Origin of the sequence: Nitratireductor sp. ZSWI3, from assembly GCF_024655565.1 — a bacterium.
Taxonomy (GTDB): Bacteria; Pseudomonadota; Alphaproteobacteria; order Rhizobiales; family Rhizobiaceae; genus Nitratireductor.
Window position 1 is genome coordinate 1 of sequence record NZ_JANKOF010000048.1, and the last position, 13,367, is coordinate 13,367.

At 63.3% G+C, this 13,367-nt stretch carries 11 protein-coding genes and 2 pseudogenes; 2 read left to right on the top strand and 11 right to left on the bottom strand.

Features of this window, described 5'->3' with window-relative positions; all coding sequences use genetic code 11:
* Nucleotides 1–219: 219 nt before the first annotated feature.
* A pseudogene (locus NUU27_RS14975) lies at nucleotides 220–1,737 on the top strand (YifB family Mg chelatase-like AAA ATPase); the annotation flags it as partial.
* Nucleotides 1,736–1,888, top strand: a pseudogene (locus NUU27_RS14980) (IS1595 family transposase); the annotation flags it as partial. The pseudogenes NUU27_RS14975 and NUU27_RS14980, both read left to right, overlap by 2 nt.
* Nucleotides 1,889–2,193: 305 nt before the next feature.
* On the opposite strand, the gene NUU27_RS14985 reads toward NUU27_RS14980, so the two are convergent.
* The 11 genes from NUU27_RS14985 to dnaK form a co-directional block, all read right to left on the bottom strand.
* Nucleotides 2,194–2,991, bottom strand: coding sequence for a DUF3800 domain-containing protein (locus tag NUU27_RS14985; RefSeq protein WP_257762931.1), 798 nt, complete (start codon nucleotides 2,989–2,991; stop codon nucleotides 2,194–2,196).
* A gap of 302 nt (nucleotides 2,992–3,293) precedes the next feature.
* Nucleotides 3,294–3,860: a transglutaminase-like cysteine peptidase gene (locus NUU27_RS14990; RefSeq protein ID WP_257762958.1), complete on the bottom strand. Its 567-nt coding sequence runs from the start codon at nucleotides 3,858–3,860 to the stop codon at nucleotides 3,294–3,296.
* Nucleotides 3,861–4,084: 224 nt separating this feature from the next.
* A complete protein-coding gene (locus NUU27_RS14995) occupies nucleotides 4,085–5,521 on the bottom strand; it encodes a polyhydroxyalkanoate depolymerase (RefSeq protein ID WP_257762959.1) in 1,437 nt (478 codons plus the stop codon).
* A 179-nt stretch (nucleotides 5,522–5,700) separates the two neighbouring features.
* A complete protein-coding gene (locus NUU27_RS15000) occupies nucleotides 5,701–6,246 on the bottom strand; it encodes a GNAT family N-acetyltransferase (RefSeq protein ID WP_308219971.1) in 546 nt (181 codons plus the stop codon).
* 114 nt (nucleotides 6,247–6,360) lie between these two features.
* A complete protein-coding gene (locus tag NUU27_RS15005) occupies nucleotides 6,361–6,654 on the bottom strand; it encodes a DUF1330 domain-containing protein (RefSeq protein ID WP_257762932.1) in 294 nt (97 codons plus the stop codon).
* A 38-nt stretch (nucleotides 6,655–6,692) separates the two neighbouring features.
* Nucleotides 6,693–7,391 (bottom strand): orotidine-5'-phosphate decarboxylase, encoded by a 699-nt coding sequence (gene pyrF, locus NUU27_RS15010; protein ID WP_257762933.1) that lies wholly within the window; start codon nucleotides 7,389–7,391, stop codon nucleotides 6,693–6,695.
* A 2-nt stretch (nucleotides 7,392–7,393) separates the two neighbouring features.
* Nucleotides 7,394–7,984 carry an NADPH-dependent FMN reductase gene (locus NUU27_RS15015; protein WP_257762934.1) on the bottom strand — a complete coding sequence of 197 codons (591 nt, stop codon included), beginning with the start codon at nucleotides 7,982–7,984 and terminating at the stop codon, nucleotides 7,394–7,396.
* 167 nt (nucleotides 7,985–8,151) lie between these two features.
* A complete protein-coding gene (gene pmtA / locus NUU27_RS15020) occupies nucleotides 8,152–8,760 on the bottom strand; it encodes a phospholipid N-methyltransferase PmtA (RefSeq protein ID WP_257762935.1) in 609 nt (202 codons plus the stop codon).
* Nucleotides 8,761–8,879: 119 nt separating this feature from the next.
* Nucleotides 8,880–10,001, bottom strand: a complete 1,122-nt coding sequence (dnaJ, locus tag NUU27_RS15025) for a molecular chaperone DnaJ (protein WP_257762936.1) — start codon at nucleotides 9,999–10,001, stop codon at nucleotides 8,880–8,882.
* A gap of 153 nt (nucleotides 10,002–10,154) precedes the next feature.
* Nucleotides 10,155–11,255: an acyltransferase gene (locus NUU27_RS15030; RefSeq protein WP_257762937.1), complete on the bottom strand. Its 1,101-nt coding sequence runs from the start codon at nucleotides 11,253–11,255 to the stop codon at nucleotides 10,155–10,157.
* A gap of 121 nt (nucleotides 11,256–11,376) precedes the next feature.
* Nucleotides 11,377–13,290 (bottom strand): molecular chaperone DnaK, encoded by a 1,914-nt coding sequence (dnaK, locus tag NUU27_RS15035; RefSeq protein WP_257762938.1) that lies wholly within the window; start codon nucleotides 13,288–13,290, stop codon nucleotides 11,377–11,379.
* Nucleotides 13,291–13,367 lie beyond the last annotated feature (77 nt).

The following is a 13,367-nucleotide window of genomic DNA, read 5'->3' on the forward strand; positions in this document are numbered from 1 at the left end:
CCGATCACGGCCGGGCGTCTTCTTTTGTTCCGGCGTTGCAACCCGCCACAACCTGCGCGCAACCCGAGCGTCCGATTGTTCCCGAAATGTTCTTGATCTGATCGATCAAAACTGCTTCAATGCGGTTGTATTTCGTGATGCAACTCGTGTCAGGGGTGCAGGCGCGCGGGTTCAGGGGATGAAAGATCGCGCGGACGAGGCGCGGCAGGGGGAAGCGATATGGTTTCGCGTGTGCGTACGATTGCATTCCAGGGGATCGAGGCCGTTCCGGTCGACGTCCAGATCATGATAGCGCCTGGCAAGATGGGCATGCAGATCGTCGGCCTTGCCGACAAGGCGGTGGCCGAGAGCCGCGAGCGCGTGCAGGCGGCGCTTCATGCCTCCGGTCTGTCGATGCCGCCCAAGAAGGTGACGGTCAATCTGGCTCCCGCCGATCTGCCCAAGGAGGGCAGCCACTATGATCTGCCGATCGCGCTTGGCCTGATGGCGGCGCTGGGAGCGGTCCCCGGCGATGCGCTCGCCGGCTATGTGGTGCTCGGTGAACTCTCGCTCGACGGGACCATTGCCGCCGTCAACGGCGTTTTGCCGGCGGCGATCGGGGCCAATGCCATGGGAAAGGGCCTGATCTGCCCGCATGCCTGCGGTTCCGAGGCGGCCTGGGCCAGCGCCGAGATCGACATTCTGGCGCCGCGCAGCCTGATCGCGCTCGCCAATCATTTCCGCGGCACGCAGGTGATGAGCCGGCCGGAGCCGGCGATGGGGCCGCCGCCCGGCCAGTGGCCGGATCTGGCCGAGATCAAGGGGCAGGAAACGGCCAAACGTGCCTTGGAGGTGGCGGCCGCAGGCGGCCACAATCTGCTGATGATCGGCCCGCCCGGTGCCGGCAAATCGATGCTGGCGCAACGCCTGCCGTCCATTCTGCCGCCGCTCGCGCCGAAGGAACTGCTGGAAGTCTCGATGATCGCCTCCATCGCCGGCGAGCTGGCCGATGGCAGGCTGACGGACCGCAGGCCGTTCCGCGCGCCGCACCATTCGGCCTCCATGGCGGCGATCGTCGGCGGAGGGCTGAGGGCCCGGCCCGGGGAAGCTTCGCTCGCCCACCACGGCGTGCTGTTCCTGGACGAGCTGCCGGAATTCACGCCGCAGGTTCTCGATTCCCTGCGACAGCCGTTGGAGACGGCCGAATGCGTCATCGCCCGTGCCAACCACCGGGTGAGCTACCCGGCGCGCATCCAGCTTATCGCCGCAATGAACCCCTGTCGCTGCGGAATGGCCGGCGAGCCGGGCCATCGGTGTTCCCGAGGGCCGCGCTGCCAGGCCGATTACCAGGCGCGCATTTCGGGGCCGCTGCTCGATCGCATCGACCTGCGGATCGATGTTCCCGCTGTCACGGCCGGGGACCTGATCGGCGTCGGCCGCACGGAACCGAGCGCGACCGTTGCCGCGCGTGTCGCGCGTGCCCGCTCCCTGCAGCAGCAACGCTATGCGGCGGCGGGCCTGCCCGGCTGGACGACGAACGCCGCCTGCTCGGCGGCGATGATCGAGGAGATCGTCGCCCTCGATGCGGACGGCATCACGCTGATCCGCGATGCGAGCGAAAAGCTCGGCTTCTCCGCGCGCGCCTATCACCGCGTGCTGAAGGTGGCGCGGACACTGGCGGATCTGGACGAGGCGGAGAAGGTCGGACGCATCCATCTGGCAGAGGCGATCTCCTACCGCGTGGCCGGTGCACGGATTCGAGGAAAGCCACCTACCGCTTCACAAGTGGCTGCAGGCGGTTCATCTGATGTGCTCCAGCAAGAAGGGCATCAGCGCTCATCAGCTTCATCGCGTTCTTGAAGTCATTTACAAGAAGGCGTGGTTTCTGGCGCACCGCATTTGGAGAGCTAATTGAGGCGAAGGCAAGTTGCCGTCGCAAGCCGGTCCAACTCTCATTTCCTTTCTGGCGTTTTCGGCAGCCTCGATGAGGGTGAGAAAAATGCGGATTCTTTCAATGAGTTAGCTGTTTCACAGTGTGTTTCACGAGGGCATCACTGCAACAATTTGATTCGACAGCATTTTTTTGTGAAACACGTTGAAACGGAACCAGAACAATGCTATATGGTGCTTAGGCAGCCATGCGCCGGAACAACCCAAAGCAGTCGCAAGACTTGCAGGCGAGAGATCGCAATTATGGGCCGGGGGGCTGCCGATCTATTTCCAGACTTCAAGCATTTTCTGCTGCTGTGAATTCAGCCCGCAATCGTCATGCGTCGGCACTAGTTTTACGCCATAGCTTAGATAATTCTTCTTCCGATTGTATGTGATGGGTTTCAGCGTCTCCGCGTATCGCGGTTCGCAATTTCCGTAGCGGTCCGGTTCAAAACCCGCCGCAAAAGCTGAAGCAATGGCGTCGGCTAATTGCAGGCTAGCGCTTCGACTATGGTCCGAAGCTGTAACGGCATCAATGTCGATAACCGGCCAATGGATTCGGACTTCACCTGACTCGTCGGCTTTTAGGCGCTCAAGATATGATTGGAATTCGTCATACTGCATTCCACCACGTCGAGAGAACGTAATTGCTACCCGCCCGTCTCCTTCGGGGGCATTGGGCCGGTGATCCCGGCAGAGCCAGGAAAGGCGCTCAATTAGATAACGTGTCATATAGAAGTAGAGCTGGTTCTTGTCGGTGTAGACTCCTTCTGGAATGGGCTCTTTTGCAGCTAATACGCTTATCGCACGTAAGGGCTTTGTCGCGATGGTTTGCACAGTTGCAAGCTTCTGGCCGTGACTAAGCTTCGCGAAGTGAAGGATACGGGATTTCCGCTCCGGCATCTTGGCGCAAATCTCATCGCGCCAACGTACTGCGTCGAGAGTATGCGTCTTGCGAAAAAGACAGGCGGAAATGACCAGCCATTTTGATGAGCCGCCTGCATTGCCTACGTCTCGAAATGGTTTGTTCAGGCCGTCATCGCCGGACTCATCGATAAATGCTAAATAGGTGTGGGGCATGATAGGGTCGCATTATGACCGATGAGAAATCAAAAAAGCAACTAGACAAGTTCCGCGAGGCCGCCTGCGAACTGGAGACCGACCAGTCAGAGGAAGCCTTTGACTGGATCGTGAAGAAGGTGGCGGAGAAGCGGCCACCGAAGGACGAGAAGGTAAGCTGCTCCCCTGATGCGCCGAGCAGATCAGGACGCCGTGCACGGCGATGGTGTCGGCGCATGCTTGCCGCCAAAGGGCATGACGACCTCGGCAAACATCTGCGCAGCATTCCGCTGCCCGGAACGGGCCGATTGCGGAGCGCTCCGCTACTGGCTGACCGCACCGACCACGGGAGCGTTGTCGGCGCGCAGGCTCACCCAGTGGCCGGTGTTGTTGCTCGCCTGCCGCTTGAGATAGCGGTAGTTCGTGGCGGTCCACAGCTTCACGGCATCGGTCAGATTGTCGAGCACGAAGTCGCCGCGATCGGTCCTGACGGTCAGCACCGCATGCCCTTCGCCGTCCGGCTTGCGCACGACGGTAATCAGGAGATTGGAAAGGGACACCCCGCTGCGGCTGAGGGCGCGTCGCTTTTCAAGAACATAGTCTTCGCAATCGCCGACACCGGTTGAGGGAAACGTCCACACCTCCTCCTGGCCATAGATGTCGATGTCGTTCATCGGCTTGATGGCGCGGTTGATCGTGCTGTTGACGGAAACGAGCTTTTCCCAGAGCGCCTTGGTCATTCTCTCGGGCCCGGTATCGCGTATGCGCACCGAGCATTCGCCGGGATTGGCCTTGCAGAACTCGTAATGGCCGATCGGCTGGGACGTCAGCCCGCCGATCGTCATCAGATTGTCCGCAGACGCGGGTACCGCGCTCCAGACAATCGCCATCCATAGGCACAATAATCCCCGGTTGCGGAAGACACCCCGCCAAGCAGCCATCATGCCACTCCCCGCTTCTTTCTATCGTTAATGAAACGTTAAGAAAGGGAGTGGGCCGCTGTCAATTGCCACGCCGGCAAACTTATCAAGATGGTTACCGTGCCTACCGCAAAAGGAGGAGTTTCACGGCTGGCTGTTGCTGAAATGCAAGGGTTGGACGCTGCTCCCGGGGATCAGGCCGGCTTGCGCCCGCCCCGCCGCACCGTCGGCGCTTTCCCGGTCGGCCTCCCCTTGGGCGGGGTGCGGGCGGGCTTCGGGCTGGCGGCGACCGGCTTCGATGCTGTCTGGCCGGTGGCTGGTGCGACTGGTGCGGCCGGTGCGGCCTCGGCGGTGGCCGGAGCCGAGGGTGCCGTCGCGGCGGGCGCCGCCGCCCCGGCCTTCCTGCCGGGATTGCTGCGCATGAAGTCCAGGATGCGCGGTGCGATCTCGGAGCGGAAACGCGACCCGTTGAAGACGCCGTAATGGCCGACGGTGGGCTGCAGATAATGGTGGCGCATCTCGGCGGGGATGTTCACGCACAAATCGTGGGCCGCCCTGGTCTGCCCGACGCCGGAGATATCGTCGTTCTCGCCTTCCACCGTCAGCAGCGCGACACGGCGGATCGCCGCCGGGTCGACCGGCTCGCCCCGGTGCTTCATCTGCCCTTTCGGCAGGTCGTGGCGGATGAACACGGTCTCGACCGTCTGCAGATAGAACTCGCCGGTCAGGTCCATCACGGCCAGATATTCGTCGTAGAAGTCGCGATGCTTCTCGGCCGAGTCGCCGTCGTTCTTCACCAGATGCATGAAGAAGTCCTTGTGGGCGGTGATGTGGCGGTCGAGATTCATGCTCATGAAGCCGGAAAGCTGCAGGAAGCCGGGATAGACCACACGCATGAAGCCCGGGTTGGGCCACGGCACCGGCATCACGGCGTTCTCGCGGAACCACTCTATGCCTTTCTCTTCCGCCAGCTTGTTGACGGCGGTGGGGTTCTGGCGTGTGTCGATCGGGCCGCCCATCAGCGTCATGCTGGCCGGCACCGCATCGTCGCCGCGCGCTTCCATCAGCGCGACCGCCGCGAGAACCGGCACGGAAGGCTGGCAGACCGCCATCACATGCGTGTCCGGGCCGAGATGCTGAAGGATCTCGATGATGTAGTCGATATAGCTGTCGAGATCGAAAGAGCCATCGGACAGCGGAACCGTGCGGGCATCCGCCCAGTCGGTGATGTAGACGTCCGCGTAGGGCAGCATCGTTTCCACCGTGCCGCGCAAAAGGGTGGCATAGTGGCCGGACATCGGGGCGACCATCAGGATCTTCGGGCCGCGCCGGGCCGCCGCAGGCAGGTCGCGCTTGAAATGGATCACATCGCAAAAGGGCTGCGACCAGACGATCTGCTCGCGCACCGCGACGCGCACACCATTGACGCTGGTCTCGGTTAGGCCGAACTCCGGCTTGGTGTAGCGGCGCGTGCTGCGTTCGAAGAGTTCTGCGGCGGCCGCCAGCGAGCGGCCGAAAAACGTCTGCGCGAAAGGGTTCAACGGATTGCTGTAAAAAAGCCGCACGGCATCGGCATAGGCCCGTGCCGGCTGTAAGGCCGCATGGTTGAATTCATAGAGCTGATAATACATCGCCTGATTTTCCTGGACCGACCCTCGCTCAGGCTTGCGCCGCATGGCGGGCCGGAAGCGCGGCGGCAAAGCCTTGGTCATTCTTCGGCCACCAGACTAAACGACTTTTGCTGCGTTGCAATAGAAGGGCGACATCCCGTATCGTCGGCACTGTGCCGAGCGATGCAAGAAGTTGTTTCTTATGAGCTTTTTGGCTTCGATGCCGGCGTTTGTCTGTTGCGACGCAGCATCAAAACCCGCGTTTCGGCATCGATCCCCAAGGGAATCTCCGCATGGAATCGCTGTTTCAGCGCGTCGGGAGCCTGTTCGACCGTCAGCTCGACAAAGCCATGGCGGGCATAGAATGGCGCATTGAAGGGAACGTCGCGGAAGGTGCTGAGGGAGACGCCGGCAAAACGCAGCGCGCGGCTCTCCGCGATGGCCGCGGCAAGCAGGGCGGCTCCGAGGCCGCGCCGCCCGTGCGCCGGATCGACGGAGAGTTCCTTGAGATGCAGGAAAGCGCCGACAGGGCCGGCAATCGCAAAGCCGACCGGCCCTTTGCTGCGGTGTTCGACGACGAAGGTCCGGTTGGCGCGCGCCAGGCGGTCGAAGGCCGCGGGCTCCATCGCCGGGGTGGCTGCAATCGAGGCATGCCCATGCGCGGCAAAGAGCTGCGCGGCGCGCGCTTCAACGGCCGCCAGGGCGGCGGCATCTCCCGTCCGGTATGAGCGAATGGCGTATGGCATCAGGCGGTCAGGCGGAAACACCGGACGTCCGCATGAGTGCGGAAAGATAAGAAGATTGCGCGTCCTTGTGCGTCCGGAAGGGCGCACGGGCTCCCGTCGGGCAGGGACGGGTGATCAATCCGCGATACCCTCGACGATCAGCATATCGGCTTCGGCGACGGTCGCGCGGATCGCTTTCGCCGCCTGGTATTCGGGCGAATTGTAGCATTCCCGCGCGGCCTCCAGCGAGGGAAACTCGATCACCACGTTGCGGGCGCGGCCGATGCCCTCGAAGCTTTCCCAATTGCCGCCGCGCGCCAGAAACCGCGCGCCATAGCGCTCGAAAGCGGGCTTTGCCGTCGCTACATAATCCTTGTAGCGCTCGGGGTCGCGCACATCGACATGAGCGATCCAGTATCCCTTGGGCATCCTTCCCTCCTTCTTTCCATGCTTCCGGCGGCCTTTGGCTATCCGGCCGCCGCCATCTCGTTGAGGATGGCGAGTGCCGCTGCCTTCGGATCGTCCGCCGCAATGATCGGCCTGGCCACCACCAGATGCGTGCTGCCGGCGCGGATCGCTTCCCCAGGGGTCATCACGCGCTTCTGGTCGCCATGGTCGGCACCGGCCGGGCGGATGCCCGGCGTCACCAGAGCCATCTCCGGCCCCGCCAGCGCGCGCACCTCCGCAACCTCGGTCGAGGCGCAGACGATGCCGCCCATGCCGGCGTCGCGCGCCTGGCGGGCGCGCATCACCACGAGCTCCCGCGCGCCGCAGGCATAACCGGCCTCCTTCAGGTCGGTGTCGTCCATCGAGGTCAGCACCGTCACGCCAAGCAGGGTCAGGCCGGAGCCCTCGGCGGCCTTCACCGCCGCGCGCATCGCCTTCGGATAGGCGTGGATGGTGAGCATGGTCATGCCCATGCGGGCGATGTTTTCGACACCCTTCGCCACCGTGTTGTCGATGTCGAGAAGCTTCATGTCGAGAAAGATCTTCTTGCCTGCGCCGGCGAGCTCGCGGGCGAAGCTCAGCCCGCCGGCAAAGGCGAGCTGATGGCCGATCTTGTAGAACGAGACCGTATCACCGAGAGCCGCCACGATCCGGTCGGCATCGGTCAGCGTCGGCACGTCGAGCCCGACGATCAGCCGGTCGCGTATCGTGTCCGCCATGGTCATGCCTCCACCCGCATGGACAGCAGTTTCGCCCGTTCGATCACCGCGCGGCAGACGCCTTCCATCATGCCCCGCAGGCGCTCTTCCTTGAAGTTTCCATCCGCGTCGAAAGCCTCCTGGGCACGCGGCACCGAACATTGCGGCGTGACGATCTCCGCACGGCAGTTCATGAGAACCGCGCGCAGATGATAGAGCCCGCGTATGCCGGCGAAATTGCCGTCGGAGGAGGAGCAGAGGCCCACCACCTTGCCGACCCACGGGCGCAGGGGCTTGCCCTCGTCCTTGGACAGGCGGCTGATCCAGTCGATCGTGTTCTTGAGCAATGGCGGGATCGAGGCGTTGTATTCCGGGCTGCAGATCAGCACGCCGTCATGGGCGGCGATCAGCCGGCCGAGCCGGTAGGCGTTTTCCGGAACGCCTTTTTCCTTCTCCAGATCCTGGTCCATGATCGGCAGCGGGTAATCCGCCAGCGAGATGCGGGTCACCTCGGCCCCCTGCTGCGCCAGCTCCTTCATAGCCGCATCGGCGGTCTGTCCGCTGTAGGCGCCGGTGCGGATCGATCCGGCAAAGACCAGGATTCTGGGGGTCATCAGGCAAGCTCCTCATGTTGCAAAGAGGGGTATAAGCAATGCCGGCATTGATCAATGCCTTGCGCGTCGGATCGGCTCGGCAGGCGGAAGGACGGCGTGCTGCGCTGCCCGGCGAGCCTTCGGCGCCCACGGCAGGTGCTCGACGACGGCGTGTCCTGTCTCCTCGCTCAGTGCTTGGCGCGGCGATAGACCCAGAGCCGTGTCGGGGGAATGTTGCGGATGATGAAATCGAAATGTTCGACGGTGTAGTCGCCGCGCCCGGGCGGGATCGGCGATTTCGGACCGTAGGTGAGCTGCACCACGGGGCGCCCTTCGGGAATGCGCCGCAACAGGCTTTCCAGATAGCCGACGCGGGCCGCCACCGGGAAGTTGAGCAGCGGAACGCCTGAAATGACGCTGTCGAAAAGCTCCGGCGCGCCCTCGCCCAGGGTGCCGTCCAGATCGAAGGCGTCGCCCTCGATCACGTTCACGCCGGGATAGCACGCGCGCAGATGCTTCACGAAATCGGCCGAATATTCGACCGCGTAGAGGTTTTCGGGTTTGACGCCGTGCGCCAGGATGGCCTTGGTGATGACGCCTGTGCCGGGCCCCACCTCCAGCACGGGCAGTCCCGACCGCGTGTCGATGACGGAAGCCATGCGCCGCGCCGTGATGCTGCTGGTCGGGATGATGGAGCCGACGGCCTTGGGCTGGTCGATCCAACCTCGGAAGAAGCGCAATTCGTCACCGAAGCGGTCCGTGATCGCCTTGCGCACATCCAAACCCTTGCTGCTCATCTTCCCGGTTCCTCCTTCGCAAATCTCAAATGCGCCAAACGAGCAGGCGGGCAGGATCCGTCCGCCGTTTGCAATTCCCCCACAAACAGCCCCCGGAGCCCCTTCTTATCACGCTTCGCCTATTCGCCGAAGGATTCGAAGAAATCCTTCATGCGGGAGAAGAAGCCGGCCGATTGCGGGCTGTTCTCCTTGGAGGAGATGCGTTCGAACTCCTCCAGAAGCTCGCGTTGCTTGCGGGTCAGGTTCTGCGGTGTCTCCACCGCCACCTGGATGTAGAGATCACCGATCTGCGGCTGGCGCAGCACCGGCATGCCCTTGCCCTTGAGGCGGAACTGACGGCCGTTCTGTGTGCCTTCCGGCACCTTCACGCGGGTCTGCGTTCCATCCAGCGTCGCCACCTCGAAGGAGCCGCCAAGGGCCGCCGTCGTCATCGAGATGGGCACCTTGCAATAAAGATCCGCGCCGTCGCGCTGGAAGAACTCATGCGGCTTGACGGAAAGGAAGATGTAGAGATCGCCGGACGGGCCGCCGCGAAGGCCCGCTTCGCCCTCGCCGGCAAGCCGAATACGGGTGCCGTCCTCGATGCCGGCCGGGATGTTGACCGAAAGGGAACGCTCTTCGGCGACGCGTCCCTGGCCAGAGCATTTCGGACAGGGATCGGAGATCGTTTCACCCCGCCCCTGGCACTGCGGGCAGGTCCGCTCGATCGAGAAGAAGCCCTGAGCGGCGCGCACGCGTCCCGAACCGTGGCACATCGGGCAACTGGTCGGTGTTGTGCCGGGCTTGGCGCCGGAACCGGAGCACTCGTCGCAGGCGACGGCCGTCGGCACGCGGATCTGGCCCGTCTTGCCGGTAAACGCCTCTTCGAGGGTGATCTCCATGTTGAAGCGCAGGTCCGCGCCGTGCTGCCGGCCGCTGCGGCGCTGCCGGCCGCCGCCCATCATGTCTCCGAAGATGTCCTCGAAGATATCGGCGAACCCGCCGCCGCCGAAGCCGCCACGCCCACCCATGCCGCCATTCTCGAACGCGGCATGGCCGAACTGATCATAGGCCGCGCGCTTCTGCGGATCGCGCAGCGTCTCATAGGCCTCGTTGATTTCCTTGAACTTGTGCTCGGCCTCGTCGTCGCCTGGATTGCGGTCGGGATGATACCGCATGGCAAGCTTGCGAAACGCGCTTTTCAGTTCTTTTTCGTCGGCGTTTCTCGACACGCTGAGCGTCTCGTAAAAATCTGCCTTCATAAATGAGTCCTGCATGGTCTTATTGGAGCACGCACCGTCCCCGATCAGTGTGCGCTATTTAGGTATTCGAGAGAGCGAATGCCATAGTTTGCGGCAGATTGCCAGTTGCAGCTTGGCCCGCAAACGCATCTTTTCGGCTTGTTGCGGCAGAGCTCAGATCGGTGCGGCGCTGCCGGAGGAGCGCGCCGCCCGGGTGAGGCCCAGCGCTTTCAGGATGGTGCCGGCCAGGACGGATTCGAACAAGCGCAGGGAAGCAATCGCGACGAACACCGTCACCAGCATCACAAAACCCGTGTAGGCGAAGAACACGGCGCTCGACGGGGAGGCGATGTACTGGTTCCACACGAAGGAAAGCAGCAGGCTCTCCGTCACCGGATGCCAGAGATAGATGCCGAAGGAAACGGCGGCCGCCGGACGCAGGAAGGCGGGATAAGTGTAGCGGTCGGGATCGTTGCGCTCGACCAGCCCGCCGAGGAAGACGGCCGCGCCGAGAAGGGCCAGCGTCACATAGATGTCGAGCCGCAGCACCATCGTCGCGCAGGCCAGGAGGATCGCCAGCCATGCCGATGTGCGCGAGGCGATCCGCCAGGGCGAGCTTTTCACCAGGGTCGCCAGAAAGGCGCCGAGGACGAAATCCGCGAAGGTGCGGTAAGCGCCCCATGTATCGGCCTGCACCCAGCTTTCGAACGGCATGACGCCGGTTCGCACCATGGCTTCCAGCGCCGCATAGGACAGAAGCAGCAGGACCGCGAGGCCGAATCGCCCGCCGATGCGGTGGGCGAGGATGATCAAGGGCAGCAGGAGATAGGCGAACCACTCGGCCGACAGCGACCAGGAGACGAAGTTGAAGGTCAGCGTGTCCTGCACGCCCCAGGCCTGGATCAGCAGAATCTGCGCGGGAAGCGTATCCCACTGAAAGAGCTGCGGTTCGCCGCCGCTGCGCAAAAGGCCGAAATGGACGGCAAGCCCGACCAGGACGAAATAGGACAGCGTGGCGAGATGCAGCGGATAGAGCCGCGCCAGCCGCTTGCCGAGATAGACGAGATAGCTGCGCGCGTCGCGCACCTCCTCGCCATACCGGTCGAAGATCAGGAAGCCTGACATGATGAAGAACATGTCCAGCAACGGGCGCAGGACCGACAATTCGTCCTTCACCCAGAGGCTCGCCTCCGGTGCGAAATGCCCGAAATGGTAAAGCATGATCAGCAGCGCCGCCACGAGGCGCCAGATCTCGAACAGTCGATAACGGGTCACGGCCCCCCAGCCTTCCGCTCGTTGGTTTGGCGGCCACGCTACCGGGGGAGGCTTAAGAAGCGATGAAAGCAAAGCCCGGGTCGCGGGGGCCCGGGCTTTGCTTGTCGCTGTGGCTGACCGGTCAGGCCGACTTCTTGTCGTCCTCGTCGATCTCCTCGAAGTCCGCGTCGACCACGTCGTCACCCGCGGCCTTCGCATCGGCTTGGGCGTCGTTCTCGGCGGCCTCCGCCTGGCTGGCCTCGTACATGGCCTGGCCGAGCTTCATGGATGCCTCGGCAAGCGCCGTGGTCTTGGCCTTGATGTCCTCGGCGTCGTCGCCCTCGAGAGCGGTCTTCAGAGCCGTGACGGCGTCTTCGATCGCCTTGCGCTCATCGTCGGAGACCTTGTCCCCATAGTCCTTGAGCGACTTCTCGGTCGAGTGGATCAGCGCCTCGGCCTGGTTCTTGGCCTCGACAGCCTCGCGCCGCTTCTTGTCGGCGTCGGCATTCGCCTCGGCGTCCTTGACCATCTTCTCGATGTCTTCGTCCGAAAGGCCGCCGGAAGCCTGGATGCGGATCTGCTGCTCCTTGCCGGTGCCCTTGTCCTTGGCCGAGACGTTGACGATGCCGTTGGCGTCGATGTCGAAGGTCACCTCGATCTGCGGCACGCCGCGCGGTGCGGGCGGAATGCCGGTGAGGTCGAAGCGGCCGAGGCTCTTGTTGTCGGCCGCCATCTCGCGCTCACCCTGGAACACGTTGATGGTCACCGCGCTCTGGTTGTCCTCGGCGGTCGAGAAGACCTGGCTCTTCTTGGTCGGGATCGTCGTGTTGCGGTCGATCAGGCGGGTGAACACGCCGCCCAGCGTCTCGATGCCCAGCGACAGCGGCGTGACGTCGAGCAGCAGCACGTCCTTCACGTCGCCCTGCAGAACGCCGGCCTGGATGGCGGCGCCCATGGCCACCACCTCATCCGGGTTGACGCCCTTGTGCGGGTCCTTGCCGAAGAAGGTCTTCACCGTCTCCTGCACCTTGGGCATGCGGGTCATGCCGCCGACCAGAACGACCTCGTCGATCTCTCCGGCCTTCAGGCCGGCATCCTTGAGCGCCGCCTTGCAGGGCTCGACCGTGCGCGCCACCAGATCATCGACCAGGCTCTCGAACTTGGCCCGCGTCAGCTTCATGGTCAGATGCTTCGGGCCCGACTGGTCGGCCGTGATGAAGGGCAGGTTGATTTCCGTCTGCGAGGACGAGGACAATTCGATCTTCGCTTTCTCGGCAGCCTCTTTCAGGCGCTGCAAGGCAAGCTTGTCCTGCTGCAGGTCGATGCCCTGTTCCTTCTTGAACTCGGACGCCAGGTATTCGACCAGGCGCATGTCGAAGTCTTCACCGCCGAGGAAGGTGTCGCCGTTGGTCGACTTGACCTCGAAGACGCCGTCGCCGATCTCCAGGATGGAGATATCGAACGTGCCGCCGCCCAGATCGTAGACGGCGATGGTCTTGCCGTCCTTCTTGTCGAGGCCGTAGGCGAGTGCCGCCGCGGTCGGCTCGTTGATGATGCGCAGCACTTCCAGACCGGCGATCTTGCCGGCATCCTTGGTCGCCTGGCGCTGCGCGTCGTTGAAATAGGCCGGAACGGTGATGACGGCCTTCTCGACCTTTTCGCCGAGATAGGCTTCCGCCGTTTCCTTCATCTTCTGCAGGATCATCGCCGAGATCTGGCTGGGCGACTGCTTCTTGCCGCCGGCCTCGACCCAGGCGTCGCCATTGTCGCCCTTGACGATCTTGTAGGGGACAAGCTTCTTGTCCTTCTCCGTCACCGGGTCGTCATAGCGTCGGCCGATCAGGCGCTTGATCGCAAAAAGGGTGTTTTCCGGGTTGGTCACTGCCTGGCGCTTCGCCGGTTGGCCAACCAGCCGCTCGTCGGAATCCGTGAAAGCCACGATCGACGGCGTGGTACGCGCGCCTTCGGCATTCTCGATCACCTTGGCGTCCTTGCCGTCCATAACGGCAACGCAGGAGTTCGTCGTTCCGAGGTCGATACCGATAACTTTTGCCATGTCTTCTCTCCGCTAAGCAGACTGTCAGGACCCATGTCGGCGTTCCCGATGACAGCCCCTGTTTACACGAATTTGCC